Source organism: Gallintestinimicrobium sp. (genome assembly GCF_046968865.1).
GTDB lineage: Bacteria > Bacillota > Clostridia > Lachnospirales > Lachnospiraceae > Gallintestinimicrobium > Gallintestinimicrobium propionicum.
The window spans coordinates 1-18,117 of the sequence record NZ_JBKVPW010000023.1; the positions used below are offsets into that span (position 1 = coordinate 1).

The 18,117-nt window shown below is 39.4% G+C and carries 19 protein-coding genes and 1 pseudogene; 17 read left to right on the forward strand and 3 right to left on the reverse strand.

The annotated features are described in order from the left end of the window. The first annotated feature begins 1 nt into the window (after position 1). A complete protein-coding gene (locus tag ACLTOQ_RS14995; protein ID WP_412319833.1) occupies positions 2 to 343 on the forward strand; it encodes a hypothetical protein in 342 nt (113 codons plus the stop codon). 28 nt (positions 344 to 371) lie between these two features. Then, a complete protein-coding gene (locus ACLTOQ_RS15000; RefSeq protein ID WP_055145949.1) occupies positions 372 to 1,397 on the forward strand; it encodes a CPBP family intramembrane glutamic endopeptidase in 1,026 nt (341 codons plus the stop codon). Positions 1,398 to 1,544: 147 nt separating this feature from the next. Here the strand turns inward: ACLTOQ_RS15000 and ACLTOQ_RS15005 are convergent. Beyond that, positions 1,545 to 2,297 (reverse strand): annotated as a pseudogene (locus ACLTOQ_RS15005) (Abi family protein); the annotation flags it as partial. A gap of 831 nt (positions 2,298 to 3,128) precedes the next feature. On the opposite strand from ACLTOQ_RS15005, the gene ACLTOQ_RS15010 reads away from it, so the two are divergent. The 13 genes from ACLTOQ_RS15010 to tnpA all read left to right on the forward strand — a co-directional run bounded on the left by ACLTOQ_RS15010 (position 3,129) and on the right by tnpA (position 10,938). Then, on the forward strand, positions 3,129 to 3,638 hold the full coding sequence (locus ACLTOQ_RS15010) for a hypothetical protein (RefSeq protein ID WP_349174471.1): 510 nt from the start codon (positions 3,129 to 3,131) through the stop codon (positions 3,636 to 3,638). A 240-nt stretch (positions 3,639 to 3,878) separates the two neighbouring features. Continuing rightward, positions 3,879 to 4,334, forward strand: a complete 456-nt coding sequence (locus ACLTOQ_RS15015) for a hypothetical protein (RefSeq protein WP_412286984.1) — start codon at positions 3,879 to 3,881, stop codon at positions 4,332 to 4,334. Between the two features lie 62 nt (positions 4,335 to 4,396). Further along, complete coding sequence (locus ACLTOQ_RS15020; RefSeq protein ID WP_412286983.1) at positions 4,397 to 4,840, forward strand: DUF3592 domain-containing protein; 444 nt, start codon at positions 4,397 to 4,399, stop codon at positions 4,838 to 4,840. Between the two features lie 815 nt (positions 4,841 to 5,655). Beyond that, positions 5,656 to 5,967 carry a hypothetical protein gene (locus ACLTOQ_RS15025; RefSeq protein WP_249752832.1) on the forward strand — a complete coding sequence of 104 codons (312 nt, stop codon included), beginning with the start codon at positions 5,656 to 5,658 and terminating at the stop codon, positions 5,965 to 5,967. 451 nt (positions 5,968 to 6,418) lie between these two features. Then, positions 6,419 to 7,096, forward strand: a complete 678-nt coding sequence (locus tag ACLTOQ_RS15030; protein ID WP_007886487.1) for a hypothetical protein — start codon at positions 6,419 to 6,421, stop codon at positions 7,094 to 7,096. Positions 7,097 to 7,122: 26 nt separating this feature from the next. Continuing rightward, complete coding sequence (locus ACLTOQ_RS15035) at positions 7,123 to 7,260, forward strand: hypothetical protein (RefSeq protein WP_015561472.1); 138 nt, start codon at positions 7,123 to 7,125, stop codon at positions 7,258 to 7,260. 400 nt (positions 7,261 to 7,660) lie between these two features. Then, the gene (locus tag ACLTOQ_RS15040) at positions 7,661 to 8,074 is read left to right on the forward strand and encodes a hypothetical protein (protein ID WP_412271960.1); all 414 of its coding nucleotides are present in this window, start codon (positions 7,661 to 7,663) and stop codon (positions 8,072 to 8,074) included. Positions 8,075 to 8,103: 29 nt separating this feature from the next. Further along, positions 8,104 to 8,736 carry a hypothetical protein gene (locus ACLTOQ_RS15045; protein WP_308728436.1) on the forward strand — a complete coding sequence of 211 codons (633 nt, stop codon included), beginning with the start codon at positions 8,104 to 8,106 and terminating at the stop codon, positions 8,734 to 8,736. Between the two features lie 126 nt (positions 8,737 to 8,862). After that, positions 8,863 to 9,150, forward strand: coding sequence for a hypothetical protein (locus ACLTOQ_RS15050; RefSeq protein WP_337622937.1), 288 nt, complete (start codon positions 8,863 to 8,865; stop codon positions 9,148 to 9,150). 10 nt (positions 9,151 to 9,160) lie between these two features. Then, complete coding sequence (locus tag ACLTOQ_RS15055; protein ID WP_337622938.1) at positions 9,161 to 9,667, forward strand: hypothetical protein; 507 nt, start codon at positions 9,161 to 9,163, stop codon at positions 9,665 to 9,667. After that, entirely contained in the window at positions 9,664 to 9,819 is a 156-nt protein-coding gene (locus tag ACLTOQ_RS15060; protein ID WP_308728439.1) for a DUF4176 domain-containing protein, read from the forward strand. Before ACLTOQ_RS15055 ends, ACLTOQ_RS15060 begins: the two co-directional genes overlap by 4 nt. Positions 9,820 to 9,867: 48 nt before the next feature. Continuing rightward, on the forward strand, positions 9,868 to 10,302 hold the full coding sequence (locus ACLTOQ_RS15065; RefSeq protein ID WP_055196192.1) for a hypothetical protein: 435 nt from the start codon (positions 9,868 to 9,870) through the stop codon (positions 10,300 to 10,302). 438 nt (positions 10,303 to 10,740) lie between these two features. Then, on the forward strand, positions 10,741 to 10,938 hold the full coding sequence (gene tnpA / locus ACLTOQ_RS15070; RefSeq protein WP_412271953.1) for an IS200/IS605 family transposase: 198 nt from the start codon (positions 10,741 to 10,743) through the stop codon (positions 10,936 to 10,938). Between the two features lie 352 nt (positions 10,939 to 11,290). On the opposite strand, the gene istB is transcribed toward tnpA, so the two are convergent. Both istB and istA read right to left on the reverse strand, forming a co-directional pair. Further along, on the reverse strand, positions 11,291 to 12,067 hold the full coding sequence (gene istB, locus ACLTOQ_RS15075) for an IS21-like element helper ATPase IstB (protein WP_178637156.1): 777 nt from the start codon (positions 12,065 to 12,067) through the stop codon (positions 11,291 to 11,293). After that, complete coding sequence (istA, locus tag ACLTOQ_RS15080; protein WP_195523345.1) at positions 12,064 to 13,608, reverse strand: IS21 family transposase; 1,545 nt, start codon at positions 13,606 to 13,608, stop codon at positions 12,064 to 12,066. The genes istB and istA overlap by 4 nt, the downstream gene beginning before the upstream one ends. A gap of 249 nt (positions 13,609 to 13,857) precedes the next feature. On the opposite strand from istA, the gene ACLTOQ_RS15085 reads away from it, so the two are divergent. Together ACLTOQ_RS15085 and ACLTOQ_RS15090 are read left to right on the forward strand one after the other, a co-directional pair. Next, complete coding sequence (locus ACLTOQ_RS15085; protein WP_412319836.1) at positions 13,858 to 15,699, forward strand: ABC transporter substrate-binding protein; 1,842 nt, start codon at positions 13,858 to 13,860, stop codon at positions 15,697 to 15,699. A gap of 100 nt (positions 15,700 to 15,799) precedes the next feature. Beyond that, a complete protein-coding gene (locus ACLTOQ_RS15090; RefSeq protein ID WP_412319838.1) occupies positions 15,800 to 17,989 on the forward strand; it encodes a hybrid sensor histidine kinase/response regulator in 2,190 nt (729 codons plus the stop codon). Positions 17,990 to 18,117 lie beyond the last annotated feature (128 nt).

An 18,117-nucleotide genomic window follows, 5' to 3' on the forward strand; every position in this document is an offset into this window, starting at 1 on the left:
TATCGCCCCTCATTTCTATTTTATCTTGTTTGTACCCCTTGTACACCGATGTTTGGGAGTGTTTATAATTGGATTAGGAATAAAAGATATGTTTTCTAAGAATCCCGTTGGATTCTGGGCTAATGCCGAAACAATAAAAGTAAAAGATGTGAAAGGTTACAATCGTGCGAGCGGACTATTGTTTATAATCTATGGAATCATTTTTGTTATATTAGGAATTTCGCTGTTAGATGGTCAAAATACACCATACGTTCTGTTGTCGGTTATTGGTGTGATGGTGGAAACAATTGTAATTATGGCTGCTTATAGTTTAGTTATCGTTAAAAAGTATGAAGAGAAGTAAATAACTTTGAAGTTGCAAGGAGGAAATTATGAAATTTATGCAAACAGAGAAAAAACAGCTATTGATCTATGTGATTATAGCATACGGAATCACATATGTAATGGGACTTCTGATGTGGTATGGCTATGGAAAAGGTCTTAATCTCAGCGCTTTTCCAAATGCGCAGATGCTGTATCCAGCAGCAGGTGTGATGATGGCTTATTTAATTACCAAAAAAGGAGATAAAAATCTTCCAACGGCTTTTTACATATTCTTTGTAGCTCTCACGGCGGTGCTGGTTGTCTGCACGGCGGCTTCTGTTCTGGCTCCCCAAAATAGAGATCTGATGAGCATGCCATATTCTCAGTGGGCACCGATCATGGAGTACGTTATAATAGGTGGCAGCGTTATTTTCTGGATTCTTCTTCTGCAATCCGGTAAAGAAAAGCGCAGAGCCTATGGACTGAACAGCGAACATTGGAATATATCTATTCGTATGATCCTGTTGTTTATTGGATTATATCTTCTCAGATTTGTGATTGCCAGTGCTCTGAGCGGCCAGCTTTCTGAATTTGGCAAAATAATGGCAAATCCTACTACCTGGATCATATTTTTTACTGTTTTGGTAAACTTTTTCCTTTCAGTAGTGGCATTCTTTGGAGAAGAATACGGATGGAGATATTATCTTCAGCCTCTTCTTCAGAAGAAATTTGGACTAAAAGGCGGCGTAATCCTTTTGGGCTGTGTGTGGGCTGTATGGCATCTGCCAATAGATTTCTTCTATTACACTACGCCGGATATGGGGCTGGCGGCTCTGGCAAGCCAGTTTGTTACCTGTATTTCACTGGGGATTTTTATGGCATATACTTATATGAAAACCCAGAATATCTGGGTTCCGATAATTATTCATTTTCTGAACAATAATATGGTGGTAGTTTTTTCAGGAACGTACTCTGCGGATGTACTTCAGAATCAGCAAATCCACTGGGGAGATATTCCTGTGGCACTGGTAATGAATCTGCTGATCTTTGGATGGGTGATCTTTCTGAAGTCATTTAAGGAGAAAAAAGCATAATATTGAATTCATTCAAATCATTTAGAACAATTTGCAGGAGTACCGGCATTTTTAGGAATAGTTATTTAAATTTCATGTATTGCAGATTGGATGATATTTGCAAAAATTGAAGTGGCATAACTTATAATAGGTTAATCATAATTGTAATCAAAAATCAATGTCCATTCTGTGGCAGATCGTAATAGCTGAAACATTCGGGTTTACGGATGCTTCGTATTCTCGTGTGATCTTTTCAAATTCTCGAATAAATGATTTAATCTCAGTTTTAGAAACTTTCAGTAATTTCAAGTAATAACAAATGAGAATAATATAGTCACCAATAGTTTTGAAATTTATGTAAGGCATTCCCATTTCTAAAATCAGACACTGCTTCATTGGTCTGGATGGATCCATTTTTTTGAAACGGGTATCGTATACTACATCATTATGGGCAATAGCATTTCTCAGATCCTTTAAGGCATATACATATTTATAAAGCAATTCCCGATAGGTATCACTGGATAGATTTATGCCGATTGAACGGGATACTTTTTCACGCATATCAATAGTCAGACAGGAAAGTAGATAACCAAAATCGCCCATAGTAAGAATTTCGAAAATTGCCCAAATTGGAACCTCATTATAGTTGACATTATTATAAAAATGGGTGATTTTAGGGTTCTCTTTGCGGTATGCAGCGGCTATGGCATTTTGTATGGAACCTTGAAGATTCAGTTTGTTATTTTGGTATTTCTTTTTTATATCTTCGCGAGTTCCAGCCGGAGCATTTTTGTAACTGCTGATTGCTTTATCATACATATCATAGACACTGCTTGAATCTATTTCTGTCATAATTGTGTTTAATGCAATATTTTTAAGGGCAGTTTCAATAAACATCATTTTTCCATATAAAAGAGACTTTAGTTTTGTGTCATTGAAGTGCTATACTAACATAGATAACATGATGGCAATGATAATGCTAAGGTGTTCCGACATAAAGGTTCAACTGTCATGGGAAACGGATGAATGGTCTTCCTTCTTCTGCTTGGGCTAGGATATCCGGTATATAAATCAGCCGCAAGGGTGCATGCACCACTCCGTGGAAACCCTTGCCCCTGATTTATATACCAGATGAAAAGTAGTCAAGCAGAATAAAGGATAAGTATGTTGCCAGAGGCAGCTACCTGCTCACACATTCTGATGATGCCTCAGGTATGAGAGAGATTTCGGAGAAGGAGGCTGCTGAGCTTGGTATAGATCTTACAATGATAAAGGTCTGTAGAAGATTTAGGCATCTTGCGAAATTAGACAGGCTACGAATTGATATGACTGAGCATCGTAGTGGTTTAAATAAGCACTTGTTTGGATATATTGAGTACTGCGGTATGACATCTTTGGATTTTGTACGGCAGTATCAATAAAGAAAATGGTAATGTTTCGTTGAATGTTTTTGTGCAACGAGGGATGAGAGTGCTACCGTTGTCGATGATTGGATTTTGCTGTAAGGATATATTTTCGTCTATCTCGCTATTGATTGATTCACTTGTTATTCAGACAGATGCTAACAGTAAGCAGGTAGCGGATTTTGCATTAATCACTTTTGTACAGTCGCTAAATCTGACAGATAATCAAAGGCATGAATTAATTAGCCTGTTAGATGATAAGTACAGAGTCTCAAGTATAATGGCTATTGCAGCTGGAAATTTAAGTATCTAAACAGGTGAAAAACAATCGTGTAGAATGGAGTAAGGTATGGTTTTAGATCACACAAAAGTTGTTTATACGGCAGAAGATGAGCAGGGATTCACATTTCGACAAATCAATGATGAGGATGCAGCCGTGGAGCTTAGGGCACGGAGAAAAAAGAGGAACAGGTGGGTTTTGATAGCATTTGTGGCATTGCTCATAGGTATGGTTGTCAGCACTTTTTTCAATTTTGATGGGAGTGATATCTTTGTTTGTCTGTATTATGTTATAGTAATATTTATAGCTGGAGCATGCGTTCTGACAGAGAATGCAAATATAAGACAACTGAGAAAAAAGCAGGTGTTACAGCATGATGTTGTACTTGTGCAAAAGCAACCAGTGATTGAGACGGAGTCTTATGGCGCTGAAAATATCCGGGATACGAAGCGGTTTTACCCAATATTGGGAAGGGATGTACATTCGGGATATGAGAGTACGTGTTTCCTTTCAGAAGAAGACTATAAGAAAAGAGAAATTGGTGACACGATAACAATGACACGATTTATATGGAAGTAGGGAATGATTGCTGATGTATCCATTGCATTTTCTGGGGTAGTAGCATCAAGTGTATTGATTACAAAACGTAGATCGCATTCTAAATGAGATTTTCTTATATGATCTCTCGGAAGGGAAATATAAAAAAAGATCTGGCGATTATGTTTAACCACGGAGATATCGGCGAAATTGTCTGCAGAGGATACGAAGATGATGAACGGAGATTCCGCTCGTTATTTTTAAATACAGGAGCATAATGTGATGAAAAAGATGTATTTCCTTAAAGATAGAAAAGAGGCGGTTATCGATCGACTGACCTATATGAGTAAACATAGACAGGAGTATCTGCAGGATAAGGAACATGGCATGATAACGCTTCAGTTCAAGCAAGGCATGCCGGTGATTCGTTTCTCATCAGGCAGGGTAACGTCATATTGGGATTTTTCTTTTGATGGGAAAAAGATGACCGTGCAGCGAAGGTGTTCTTTATCTGATAAAATTATCTGGGTAACATTTTTGATTATAGATTTGTTTATTTTATATTTGTTCAGACAGTCGATATGGCTGGGGCTGGCATGGTTTTGTGCGTTGCTGTTACTGGAAGTATTACCGTTCTATGCGCTGGAATCTTGTGTTACTTTTAGACATGTGAAAATGTTTGTGACTCATTATCTGGCTGATTATATAGGGGAAAGCGAGGAAATCTACGAAATGTAAAAGTGGTTGATGGGAAGGTTGTTCCTAAAAAAATAGAGTATACAATGATGGAGAAATAGAAAATGATTATTGCGATTGTAATAGGCGTCTCATGTCTGTTCTGGATCATAGCTGCCATATTGTTTGTATGTGCAAAAGGTGTGGATCGCAGGATTAGTAAGTCGAAGAAAGACTGCGTGGAGAAGACGACTGCGACAGTTGTGGATGTTGAAGAAGTCTACAAGAGAAATGTGGATACCTATAATTACACATGGTATCCCGCATACGAATTTTATGTAAATGGCGAACGGGTAGTACAAAAGAGTGTGATTGGAACAGGAAAAAATTCTGTTCAAACAGGGCAGCAGACAATCTTATATTATAATCCGGAGAATCCACATATGATATATGTTCCGGCAGAAAATCAGACGTCTGTATCGACGATCCTGAAAATAATAGGGATTGCTTTTGTGATTTGCGGATGTTTAGCGGGAATCATTGGTTTCGTTGTGTCTAAGAATATGTAAACATATAGCGTGAGATATTTACGGACAGATGATACAGGTTCTGATAATATAATTGAGATTAAGGGGGCAATGATTGTATAATTTAATTTATCAAAAAGCAAGGAGGGATTTGATATGACATTGTACTACAAGAACTGAGATCGTATTACAACAAAGATTGACGTTGATTATAAGACCAATACAGTTACAAAATCTGTAAAAAGACGCATGGGCGCTTGGAGGGTGATTATTACTCCATTGAATTTGCATAATTCGGAAAGTTTGGTGATCATTTATGGAAATGAACAAAGATTACGATGGCGGAAGGCTTTCCGCATCAAAAGGCAATCATGGTGTAGCTGGTAAGTCAAGCGTGTTCTGAATGTAAGTTAGTTTTGGGGTGTGAAAATTTCCGCACCCTTTTTGCGTTCTGTAGAATTAGATTTTGCGTATGATTGAGTATTGTTGAATGCATGAATAAAAAAATGTTTATTGAAAACCGCTAATGTTTTACTTTGACTGTAAACGCTGAACTTAAATAAAATTCAGTATAGGGATATAGATATTATTCATTATACAACCAATTTTTATGGATGGACACGCCCAGTAAAAGCTAAGATGGCAAGAGACACTTGTGATACATTGCATTTATCAGAAGAGTATCCAAGTATTGAAAGTTTTTCAAATGCTGAGGGGAATATTTATAAAACGATATGTGAGTTTGAGATGTCACTAAGAAGAATGAAAGATGAGTAATTCCATCAACTTTTTCCACCATTTACCAGACTATAGAAACATACTACAATGTCAATAAATAAAAGAGCGGTGTTTGCATTATGACCAAAGAATTACGCGGAATTATTGAAAAGATGGTATCTGAGAATCCTGATATCATGCAGATTGCAACGGATTGGAGCCCAAGTAATATTGGTACAACGATCTGGGTTCAATTTCCTAGTATAGAAGATCAGGAGTTAGCTAATCAGTTTATGGAGAAATACACTGATTATGTAAACGATTTGTTTACACCAGATTACATGTATGATGATAGCCATACTCTAGTATTCCCTCAGTTAGAAAGATTTGATGATGATCCGAATACACCATTAGTTTATGATAAGAAAAGAGGAATTATAGATGCTGTATAACTGTACGTTGACAAATGACAATCAATATATTTGCAAGGAGTGACCTATAAAGTAGCAGAGGTATTCCTATTTGGAGCAGATCCATACTTGGAATATTTGCTCATCATCATTTCATCTGTGTAGTAAAGATCGAGATTCCCAAAACGATCGATAATATCCCAAGTGTCACGGGAAATGGCATCAGGATTCGGATAATATTTGCGAAGATTTTCAACAACAAAGTTTGGTAGTCGGAATGACTGCCGCAGTTAACAGGTAACAAAAAATTGCCTTCAATAAAAAACTTACCGGCTGTGCCGGAACAATATGCTTCTTGATTAAATAGGCGCGAAGCGCCACATTTTGGAGACATATGTCAAGTGTTTTTGGTGAAAAAAGTGGGGGATTTTAATAAAAATGGAATCTGAAAGCCTTATATTTACTGGCTTAGAGATTCAGAGAGAGTATTTATATGAAACGGGGGTACACATTGAGAAAAATAAATTGGGTAATACCTGGTGGCAGAAGCAAGCGCATGTTTCTTATGCTAGGATGTGTGTCATGGATACTTATGCTTCTGTGTAGTTGCGGAAGAAATCTGCCTGATTCAGAACAGGTGATTAAACGATATTTGAAGGAAAAATACAATCAGGAGTTTCAGATTGTACATACTGAGAGAAAAAATATTGGTCAGAATTTTGGTGAGTTCATAAATACTGGGGAGGCAGTATCACTAAATGAATCAGATGATGCTTTTTCATTTACGATTTATGAAGATGGAAGAATCACAGATAATTATCCCAAGGTGATACTTGGGAATCAGATCAAACAGGATATTTATTCAATATTAGATCACGGGAAACTAGAATACACGAATGTTGATATTCGTTTCATAGAGAGTGATCAGGAATATGTTACTTTTGAGGATTATAAAAGCAACCATAATGTTTTAATATTCAGTGACTTGAAAGGTTTGGAGACCAATGTCGATAAGAATATTGAAAATGCATATGACCTTTTATGTGCACTGAGAGACCAAGGCTATTATTTTTGTTTGACAATAGATATTGATAAAGCCAGTAAAACGATTATTTATGATCAAGACAATGAAATGATTTCCAAAGATTCATTCATTCAAAAGTTCAGTTAACCGGAATGTATGCAAGGTGGATTGCTATGCCGAAAAATAGTAATAGTGGAAGTGATCTGGCAACATATATTGCAAGCAATGCGGAACTATTGACAGAGCAAAATTATACAGATATTGATGCGTTGGTCTTTGCAGAAATTATTCATAGGGGGTTTTACGGATGAGGAAGGTGAAGTTTTTACGAATAAATATTATTAATTTCTTATTGTAAGAAGAGATGATAGCCTACAAAAGTAGGAATGAGAAATCGTACGTGACTATCTGAAAAGATATGAAGGAATGAATCATGAGTACATTATTTGTAGATGCAGATAAGCTGGAGGCACAATCAGAGAATATAAATTTGTGCAAAACTGCAATAAAAATGTAAATATAACGCTTCATGAAATCATAGATGAGATACAACTGGGAGAGAGTACGGTTGAAATTAGAAATGCAATAGAAATTATCAAATTTATACTGGGTTTTATTCCAGTGATCAACTGTATTACGGATATATATCAGTTGGTTGATGATGTGACTCAGGCATTGAGCGATGATGGAAAAATAAGTAGTGGTGAGTAGTTGGCACTAGGTGCCGATGTAATATTTTTAGGACTGGATGTTGTGGCGGCTGGTGATATTATAAAAGCAGTTAAGGTAGCGAAGGTTGCAAACACAGAGGCAAAAGCCGCCAAAAAGGTGGCGGAGCAGGCAGCAAAGACTGCAGAAAAAAAGGCAGCAAAGCGTGCTGGATCGGTACCAACGACAAAAGCTGCGCAAAAGGCAACAAAAGCGGCAAAAAATGCAGTTCGAAAAGCAGCTCAGGCAGATGAAGCAAAACAAATTGCAACGGGGGCAGCCAAAGATGTTATCAAGAAGGTGACAGAGGGTGCCGCGAATAATGTGATGGATGAGTATGTGGCTACACCGGAAAATGCAGGTATGCCAAATGCAGTAAAGAGAGAATCAAGAGATAACTTGATATTATCTTATTGATCAGACGATGGGAAGGAATACAAAAGGGAATGTATCGATTGAAAGTGCAGCATATATTGTATTTGATAGCAGTAGTGTTTGGTGTAATTGGCTTTTTGAATTTTCAGAGCTCTATGCGTACATCATCCTATGAGAAAGTATCTGGCTACATAACGGATGTAGAGGAAACATCAGAATTGACGAAGGCAGGATATAAGCCAAGATATAATTATATTATTCATTGGTTCCGTGATGGTGAGGAATATCAACGAGCTGTATATGAAGCATTATCGGAGCCGGATGAGTCCGCAACAGAGTTTTGGGCAAGCCTGGATAATACAGACGCTATAGCTTCTGAACCGGCGGGTATTCGGACAGAGGCTTATCTGAACTGGCTGGTTGCCGCTTTGAGTGCGATCCTGGGGGGGATGATAGATGCCAGAAATACCAGGAAAACGGGAAAAAACAGAAGCAGACGTAGAGATGAAAGGGAAAATGCGCAGATTCTATGGTCAGTTGTTGCATTTTGCATGGCTATTGGTGTTGCTATTACAGGATTTTCACTATGGATTTCGTATAGAGACGGTTATTACATAAATTCGGTTATGAAGGATTTACTTCTTGTTTTTGCCATTGGATTCATTGGCTGTCTGATCGGAGTGAAAAAGAACAAGACAAAATAGGGGCTAGTGATTCATATTGGGAAAGATAATCATGAGAATCATGGAACGGGCTTGTGTTTTGAGTATCATGGGTTTATAGTTCAAAAGAATACAGGAAACGTGAATTGGAATAAGCACTGAGGGGAAATGGCTAATTTAAAAAAATGTGATTTTATGGTTCATCCTAATGAACTACGGAAATGCATAATAGAGATTGATGAGGTATGGCATGAGTTGTCACAGCAACAGCGCTATTTAGCCGAGATTACAAATCAGATTCATGGACATGCCCATGCCCATATGTCTATAGATATTATAGAACAGCAGAACGAGCGGCTTAGGCAGGAGTGTGCTGATGTGAGAGAACTGATGGCTGGTTTGCGTGCCATTCATACCTTTTACGAGAAAAATGAGGGTATGATTACGGGTAACTGAAGCGGTGAATGTGTGGCTGGTTGAAAATGGGGATGGATATCATGGCAGGATAAAAGGTACTTCTGAACAAACGCTTAGGGAAAATATACTGGCTATTGTAGATAGTATCGAAGACTGTAAAGCAAGGACAACGGTATTGTCAATCATTAATTATTTAATACAATTATATAAAACAGCATCAGATGCGGGAAGCCCAAATGCATTTGGAACAGCAATCGGTGTAGGAGGATTGATTACAGGTGTCGTAGCAGATATTATGGGTGGAATGAATAGTGGTTTGTCGCAAAATGCTATAATTGCTGATGTCATTGTTGATGTGGCGCTGTGGGGAGTGACCGAATATGGTGATGATGTGGGGCAGGCAGTAGGCGCTATGGTTGGTTCCGGAGGAGACCCGGCAGGAATAGCTATTGGAAAAATTGTTGGTTCTGCGGTTGGTGGAGTGGTAGGAAACGGTGTTTCTATAGCTATGAATGTGGATTTAGATGGTGACGGAGAAACTGGAAAAGAGTTATGATTTATGGGAGAAAACAGAAACATTTGGAGTCGAACAAAGAGTACGACTATATTGCATGTTTATATCCGGAGGGCAATCTGAGAGCGGATAAATGTGTTTTTTTCAATAATGAGGATATTGCAGAAATTATTCATAGGGGGTTTTACGGATGAGGAAGGTGAAGTTTTTACGAATAAATATTTGACTGCTGGGGTGAGACAATGAAAAAAATCCAAACGAATCAGACGAAAGAGAAATTCTATGAAAAATTGAATATGGAATATCAAAAAGAGCGTAACCATGACAAATGGCATCCGTGTACACATCTGATAAAAAAAGATGGGAAGTATTATGTATATTATCGTTCAGGAAAAAATGTCTATAAATGGTCTGTGCAATACCTTGAGGATCAACAGATCATTGAACTGCAACATGTGTGGAATATAGCGGATTATGTGATGTGGATTCCGTTAGCGGCAATGGATGTATTTTTTGCGTGCTTTTGTGTGTTCAATAAACTATGGCAGTATATACCTGTATTATGCATGGTAATTGCAGTACTTGAATTTCTGCCCTATTATGTGTTTGTGGCTCGTTTAGGAGAAAATGTAGTGACGAAGTATATAATAAGCTGTTTGGAAGACAAGGATCTATAGAACAGATACTAGGATGAATGATATGCTGAAAGCAAGGAAATCTACGAAATGTAAAAGTTAATGAAATGTTTGTGCCTGATTCTGGGCAGCAGACAATCTTATATTATAATCCGGAGAATCCACATATGATATATGTTCCGGCAGAAAATCAGACGTCTGTATCGACGATCCTGAAAATAATAGGGATTGCTTTTGTGATTTGCGGATGTTTAGTGGGAATCATTGGTTTCGTTGTGTCTAAGAATATGTAAACATATAGTGTGAGATATTTACGGACAGATGATACAGGTTCTGATAATATAATGAATAATATCTATATCCCCCATTTGAAATGGGGGCCGAGGCAAAGCCGGAGCGTTACCTAGAGTATTAAAAAACTCCTATGCTATAATGATATTGGTTTCGCAGGCCATATCAAAAGCATAGGAGATATCCAAAATGGATAATCAAAGTATAACACATACACGATGGAACTGCACATATCATATTGTTTTTATTCCAAAGTTTCGAAGAAAAATAATGTATGGAGAAACGAAAAAGGATTTAGTGGAAATCATAAAAAAATTGTGTGAGATGAAGCAGGTGCAACTTATTGATGGAAAGGTGTGTGTAGACCACGTACATATTATTATGTAGCGTTGTTTTTTCTGTGGCAGTTCAAAGAAAACGTTCATTTGTTGAAGGAGTCGTTATCGAAAAAAACGAGCAGTTTTTATTATTTTGATGAAGAGGGATATGCAGGGATTTATAATTGATAGGACGAAATCTCCGGAGTTTTCGGGCAAAATAGATTTCGTCCTTTTTCCTGTCCAAAAGGGAAAAGTTTTCAAAAATATAGACATGAGAAAATATGAAGTGCTATAATAAAACTCATGTTTTTATTCATGACAATAGAATGTGAATATTACGGTACGGCAGAGCCGCCAGTCCGGTGTGGCGAGAGCCACCTGTCCGGACTAACGGAGCCACTCCATTTTGTTTATTAAGTTTACTTTGCCATTGCTGGATCCAGTCCATATATTTCTCTCATAGAGAGGTCTTTAGACGGGTCAACACTTTCAATATCGATCTTATAGGAATCATACGATATACGATCCATGATAGCATCGGCAAGAGTACTTTCACCATCACAGATTTGCTGGTACCATTCACTTTCACGGAACTGAGAACAAAAGATCGTTGAAGATTTTTTACGTCTTTTATGTATCAGTTCAAAAAGATTTCTGGCTTCAGCTTCTGTCAGTTTAAGAAGCAGCCACTCATCAATGATCAATACTATTGGCTTGGTATATTTCTTCAGGACAGTTGCGAAAGTCCCATTGTCCCTGGCAGTCTGTAAGTCCAATAATAGATCGGGAAGTCGTACATACCGTACTGAGTAATAGCGCTTGCATGCTTCCATACCAAAAGCACAGGCCATATAAGTTTTACCACTCCCAGTTGCTCCAGTAATAAAGATGTTCCGGTATTCTGTAATGTATTCACAGGTTGCCAGACGGTTGATCAGTGCTTTGTTCAGCTTTCGTCCAGAATGGTAATCGATCGCTGCGATGCTGGCATCTGGCTGTTCAAACTCAGCCTGACGGATCAGTCTTTTCAGACGATTGTTTTTACGGTTGCTGTATTCGACATCAATAAGCATGCCGAACCGATCTTCGAATGGAACTTCCTTCATTGCAGGATCATCTATCTGGATGCGGAATGCATCTGCCATAGCAGTCAGACGCATTTCAATAAGTTTATCGATTGTACTTTGATTTGTCATGCTTGTTTACCTCCATAGTATCTGGCTCCTCTGGTTATGCCGTGTGGTTTTACTGCCTGAGATGATTCTGATCCGGTATCAGGTTCATCCTTTGTTGCGGCCAATAGATTTTTGATACTTTTATAGCTGGGTTTACCGGAATAAGAGAGCGCCGTGGCGCAGACCTGTTCCAGTTTTTCTGGCGAATGTTTTTCTGCCAGTTTCAATAATCCCATGCAGCTTCTGTAGGATTGCTGTTCAATCCTGCCGGAGGTAAGTATTGCATCGACAACCTTACTTGTGTTAATTCCAATCGAATCAGCCCACTTACGGAACCGTTCACCGTTCCATTCCAGATATTTCTGGTGTTCCGGTGGCATATGTTCTGTCACTGTAGAATACTGACCGCTTCTTCCATAGAGCCGTCTGTGAGAGGCAATACGATTGTGATTATAAAATATTTCAACCGTTGTATCTGTTATACGCACATCAACCTTATTTTTGATATACTGATAAGGCACGGAGTAGAACATTCTGTCTACTGCGATGTGATAGTTAAACTGGACGGTGGCTTGTTTCCACTCAGCCAGTTCAAAAGGTGTAGCAGGCAACGGCGCCAGTAATGGCATTTCTTCCCCAAGAAATAAACTGAGTCTGCTACATTCCTTTTTCTGGAATTTACGGGCATTGTAGGCATCCAGTTTTTCACGGATTGAAGCATTCAATTCTGCAAGAGAGAAAAACTGCTCATTGCGAAGGGCTGCTGTTATCCATGTGGATATCTTTCCTACTGATCCCTCTACATTCGGTTTATCCTTAGGTTTCCGGACTCTGGCCGGAAGGATGGCAAGATTATAATGTTCTGCCATCTCATGATAAGTTGTGTTTAAGGCAGTGTTGTACCAGTCACTCTTTTTATGATTCACTGCGGTTGTACAGTTATCAGAAACGAGCATAGGTGTGACACCGCCAAAGAAATCAAACATCTGGACATGAGCTTTGATCCAGTTGTCGGTTTTCTCATTCATATATGCTTTTACAAAAGCATACTGACTGTAAGTTAATACACCTACAAATATCCATGCATCCGTGATTTCCCCGGTGTCCGGATCAATGATGTGAGCAGGATCACCGGCCCAGTCAACTTCAATCTGTTCACCTGGTTTTCTGGGGATATGCATGGTAGCCCTGCGTTTTTCTTCATCCTTCTGGATATAGTAGCAGAACTGAGAATACATTAGAGGCTCTTCGCTGCTCATGCGGCACTCCTCGCAGTATTCTACCCAGAGAAGCTTTTTGTTTACGCCGTTCCGCAGAAGTTCTTTGCGGATGTAGTCAAAGTTTGGCATGCGTTTATTCGTTGCCGACTTATCCTTAGGAAACATCAGCTCCTCTAGTGCGCTGTCGGTCATGTCGAAATCCAGCGGCCATGAAAGATTGATTTCCGCTGCCTTTTTCAAAACCTTAGCGACTGTGTTTCTGGATACACCGCAACTCTGTGCGATGTTCCTCTCACTGAATCCTAAGCTTTTCAAGCGTAGGATTTCACGATACTTGGTCATAACTTACGACCTCCTTTATCTGTATTCACACCAAAGGTGTGTATTTACAGTATAAAGGAAATATATGTAATAGAGCCCAATAAGGCGGCTCTGAATTACCGGAATATATGGCGCTCATTCTCCGGAATGGTGGCTCTCAAAGTCCGGACAGGTGGCTCAGAGATCCCCGGAATAATCAGAATGCTCGCAGAGCGTGCATTCTATTGTAATCAGCACGGGCTTTAAGCGGGAAAATGGGGAAGCAGACACATGAAAAACAGAAAATATGATCTGGCTGCGTTTATGATGGCTGTGCTTGTCGGCGCGGCTGTTTTGTTTGGATGCGGTGAGCCTTCAGGAGCGGTATCCAAAGAAGAGCCGCTTACCGTATATCTTTGGGAAAATTCTTTGATCAAAAATCTGGTACCTTATATTCATGAACAGCTTCCGGATCAAGACATAGAGTTTATCGTTGGTAACAATGATACCGATTTATATAGTTATATGGAAGAACATGGCGAGCTGCCGGATGTGATAACGGTGCGGCGGTTCTCCGGAACAGATGCACAGGATTTACAGCCGTATCTTATGGATTTTTGCGGTTATGATGTTGTTTCCAGGTATTATTCCTATGCATTGCAATATTATAAAAATTCTGACAATGAAATTCAATGGCTGCCTGTCTGTGGTCTGCCGCAGACGATCATTGCCAATAAGACACTGTTTGATCAGTATGGTATAAAAATCCCGTCAAATTATCAGGAATATGCAGAGGCCTGCCAGCAATTTTATGAGAATGGAATCAAACCCTATTCCCTGGATCTTGCAGAAGACTGGTCTGCCCATGAAGTGATTCAGGCGGGTGCCATTGGGGAATTCACAAGTCTGGATGGAATTGAATGGCGAAGCGGCGCAGAAACCTCATCGAGGGAAGTAAAATTTGACGATGGATTATGGAAACGTATTTTTTCAGAAACCAGCAGGTTTTTAAAAGACTCTCATTTGGGGAAAGACGATATTCTTGTTAATGCAGATATTGCATACCAGACTTTTGTAGAAGGAAAAGCAGCAATGTTCCACGGATATCCGGCACTTATGCAGCAGCTGCAGACACAGATGGACGCGAAGCTGATCTGCATTCCTTATTTTTCCCAGACCTCAGAGGAAGCCTTTGTGTATATGACTCCGTCTTTAAATATTGCATTCAATAAAGACCTGGAAAAAGATCAGGAAAAGCTGGAGACTGCATTGGATGTGCTGGATTGCATGATCTCAGAAGAGGGACAAAGGCTGATCGCCAATGGAAGATGTGTGATCTCATTGAATACCAATGTTCCGACGATGATGCAGGATATATCCGGTCTGGAAGATGAAATGAAAAGTAATTCCATTTATATCCGATATTCTGCTCAAAAATCCTTTCCTGCCAGTCTGGAAGCTATTCATGGTTTGTTGTCAGGCGAGATGGATGAAGCCCAGGCATATGATGCTTTCCGCAGTGCAATGAACGCGGAGGATACAGAAGAAAAGGCAGTGGTAAATTTTGACCGGGAGTATTCCATAGCACTGAATGATAAAAATGGCCGTGATGCGGCATCCTCTATTTTAACTACGGTTCGAGTTGAAAACAATGCGCAGCTGGCAATTGCACCATATTATTATTTCACCGCTTCTATTTATAGGGGAGAATGTACCAGCAGTCGTGTTGCTCTGATGACAGCAAAGAGCTCAGACACCTCTCTGTATTTTGCAAAAATAAACGGGGAACAGGTTTGGAAGCTTGTAGAGAATTATCTGGATCATACAGAGGATGAATTTTCTATAACAAATAAATACGAATTGCCCATTCTGTCCGGGATGAAAATAACCGTCCAAAAGGAAGAAAACGGATTTTTGTTAAAAGATATCGTGGTAGATCAGGAAAAAATAGACAAAGAAAAGGAATATTCCATTCTTCTTACAGATGTCACAAGGTCTATTTTGGAAAAAACAACTCCGGGATGTAGGATAAAACAGCTTCCGGATATGACGTTATCCAGTGCGTGGACTGCATTTATGGAAAAAGGACAGCAGCCGTTGGCACCGGAGGATTACATAGAGGTTGAAAAATAAAGTGCAGATGGAACAAGCAGCAGTGAAAAGAAAAAAAGTAATCGTTCCGTTCCTGATAGGGCTTCTCCTTCTTTCAAGCATAGTCTTTATAAAGCATCTTATGAACAGGATGAACAGCTATATCGAGAAAAACGGAAAAATGAGTATGGGAGCTGTTGTGGAACAAATGCAGCAGACCTATGAACTTCAGACAAATGGATACTATAGCCAGCTGCATTTGGTGGAAGGCTATCTGCTTCAGAAAAAGGAACTGTCCCTGGAAACAGAAGAAAACCGTAATTTTTTTGAGGCGTGGGAAAGGGAATCGGAAAGTACACTCCTGTTTCTTCAGGAAAATGGTAAGGCAATCACTGCAGACGGAACGAAAATGCGGATTGATATTCCAAGTAAGCTTCTGTTGGATTTAAGGAACGGACATAATATTGCAAAACTGGTTGCCTGGAATCATGAAGAAATACAAAACGGTGCTTATTTGGTTGCGATTTCATGTCAGCCATATCGCATTGATGGAAAAACGTATACCGCAATTGGAACGGCATATAATCATGCAAAATTAGATTCTATGCTAAAGCTTAAGGGATATCATGGAAATGCCTATCTGTTTCTGTTGGATAACGAGGGAAACATTACATATACGAATCAGAGTAAAGATGTATTTTTCCGGAATTATTCTCTGTTAAAGCACTTAAGGAAGAGCCAGGCTATCACAGAAGGTGAGGCAGAAACACTTCAAAAAAGACTTGCAGCCAGAGAACAGGGAGTAGAGCTTTTGGGTGGAAAATCGCCCTATTATCTGGGCTACTGTCCGATAGAAAGCAACCATTCCATGTTGATCTGTATTGTGGCAAAAGGTGTTGTCGATAATACCCTGACAGAGTATCAGAAAGTGGTATCATTTACAACAATGTTTATGGTAGGCTTTATCATTTTACTCTTTGCCGGATTATTTTACAGTGTTTCCAGACTCAGTATCGCAGATCAAAAAGCAAAATATGAAAAAAGAAATAATGAACTTCAAATACAGGCGATGAAGGAATTGGAAGCATCGAATCAGAATCTGAAAGAGGCAAAGAATATTGCAACAGAAGCTTTACAGACAGCGGAAAATGCAAATAAGGCGAAAACAGATTTTCTATCCAATGTGTCCCATGACATTCGCACACCCATGAATGCAATTGTTGGTATTACAGCTTTGATCCGACATAATGCAGGGGATAAGGTCAAGGTATTGGAGTATGTAGATAAAATTGATATATCCGCGCAGCACCTGTTAGGGATCATTAACAATGTTTTGGATATGAGCAAGATCGAAGCAGGAAAAACAGCTTTTCAGTATACGGATTTTTCTATTTCGGATCTTTTGCAGGATTTGAATGCGATGTTCCATTCACAGGTAGAAGAAAAAAATCAGACCCTTACAATTACAAAAGAAAAGATCCGGCACGAGTGGGTAAATGGAGATCAGGTTCACCTGATGCAGATTTTTAGCAACCTCTTGTCCAATGCGGTAAAGTATACACAGGAGGGGGGAGCAATTCATTTTGTGGCAGAAGAATGTGAAACAGCCTCCACGGTCTATGCAAGGTATCGCTTTTTCGTCCGTGATAATGGAATGGGAATGTCAGATGCTTTTAAAGATACGATCTTTGATGCCTTTACCCGTGCAGAAAACTCTGTGACAAATAAGATACAGGGAACCGGACTTGGAATGGCCATCACCAGAAATCTTGTGGAAGCCATGGGAGGCACGATTTATGTAGAAAGTAAACCCGGACAGGGAAGCTGCTTTGAAGTGCTTATAGATCTGAAAATTGCAAAAGAGCGGCCTGCATTCCTGTCATCAAAGGAAGAAGAAACGCCGAACGGAGCGATCCTGGAGGGAATGCACTTTTTATGTGCAGAGGATAATGAACTGAATGCAGAGATTTTGACAGAGCTGTTAAAAATGAAAGGTGCTGAGTGTACGATTTGTGAAAATGGGCAAAAGGTGGTGGAGACCTTTGAACAGTCTGTGCCCGGAGCGTATGACATGATCCTGATGGATGTGCAGATGCCTGTCATGAACGGTTATGATGCTGCAAGGGCAATCCGAAGGAGCCTACACAAACAGGCAGGGACAATTCCGATCATTGCAATGACTGCCAATGCCTTTTCGGAGGATATCCGGCATTCTCTGACAGCCGGTATGAATGCCCATATTTCAAAGCCTGTTGATATGATGCTATTGGAAAAGACCATCCGAAGTATAAAATCCGGTGGGGGGTCCGAAACGCAGGCTGATAAGGAATAGCGATGAATGGGAAAAGAGGTTTGCAGATGGGTAAAAATAAGAAAATCCAAAGCCCGTGGATGCGAAATTACTGATAACAATGATCAACGAATTAACAGAAACATATTAACGGCTATAGAAAGGAAATC

What these genes read in the sequence shown, in the direction of transcription:
- ACLTOQ_RS15000 (WP_055145949.1), top strand. Translation starts at nt 372, where the DNA reads ATGAAATTTATGCAAACAGAGAAAAAACAGCTATTGATCTATGTGATT.
- ACLTOQ_RS15010 (WP_349174471.1), top strand. Translation starts at nt 3,129, where the DNA reads ATGGTTTTAGATCACACAAAAGTTGTTTATACGGCAGAAGATGAGCAG.
- ACLTOQ_RS15015 (WP_412286984.1), top strand. Translation starts at nt 3,879, where the DNA reads ATGAAAAAGATGTATTTCCTTAAAGATAGAAAAGAGGCGGTTATCGAT.
- ACLTOQ_RS15020 (WP_412286983.1), top strand. Translation starts at nt 4,397, where the DNA reads ATGATTATTGCGATTGTAATAGGCGTCTCATGTCTGTTCTGGATCATA.
- ACLTOQ_RS15025 (WP_249752832.1), top strand. Translation starts at nt 5,656, where the DNA reads ATGACCAAAGAATTACGCGGAATTATTGAAAAGATGGTATCTGAGAAT.
- ACLTOQ_RS15030 (WP_007886487.1), top strand. Translation starts at nt 6,419, where the DNA reads ATGAAACGGGGGTACACATTGAGAAAAATAAATTGGGTAATACCTGGT.
- ACLTOQ_RS15035 (WP_015561472.1), top strand. Translation starts at nt 7,123, where the DNA reads ATGCCGAAAAATAGTAATAGTGGAAGTGATCTGGCAACATATATTGCA.
- ACLTOQ_RS15045 (WP_308728436.1), top strand. Translation starts at nt 8,104, where the DNA reads ATGTATCGATTGAAAGTGCAGCATATATTGTATTTGATAGCAGTAGTG.
- ACLTOQ_RS15050 (WP_337622937.1), top strand. Translation starts at nt 8,863, where the DNA reads ATGGCTAATTTAAAAAAATGTGATTTTATGGTTCATCCTAATGAACTA.
- ACLTOQ_RS15060 (WP_308728439.1), top strand. Translation starts at nt 9,664, where the DNA reads ATGATTTATGGGAGAAAACAGAAACATTTGGAGTCGAACAAAGAGTAC.
- ACLTOQ_RS15065 (WP_055196192.1), top strand. Translation starts at nt 9,868, where the DNA reads ATGAAAAAAATCCAAACGAATCAGACGAAAGAGAAATTCTATGAAAAA.
- tnpA (WP_412271953.1), top strand. Translation starts at nt 10,741, where the DNA reads ATGGATAATCAAAGTATAACACATACACGATGGAACTGCACATATCAT.
- istB (WP_178637156.1), bottom strand. Translation starts at nt 12,067, where the DNA reads ATGACAAATCAAAGTACAATCGATAAACTTATTGAAATGCGTCTGACT.
- istA (WP_195523345.1), bottom strand. Translation starts at nt 13,608, where the DNA reads ATGACCAAGTATCGTGAAATCCTACGCTTGAAAAGCTTAGGATTCAGT.
- ACLTOQ_RS15085 (WP_412319836.1), top strand. Translation starts at nt 13,858, where the DNA reads ATGAAAAACAGAAAATATGATCTGGCTGCGTTTATGATGGCTGTGCTT.
- ACLTOQ_RS15090 (WP_412319838.1), top strand. Translation starts at nt 15,800, where the DNA reads ATGAACAGGATGAACAGCTATATCGAGAAAAACGGAAAAATGAGTATG.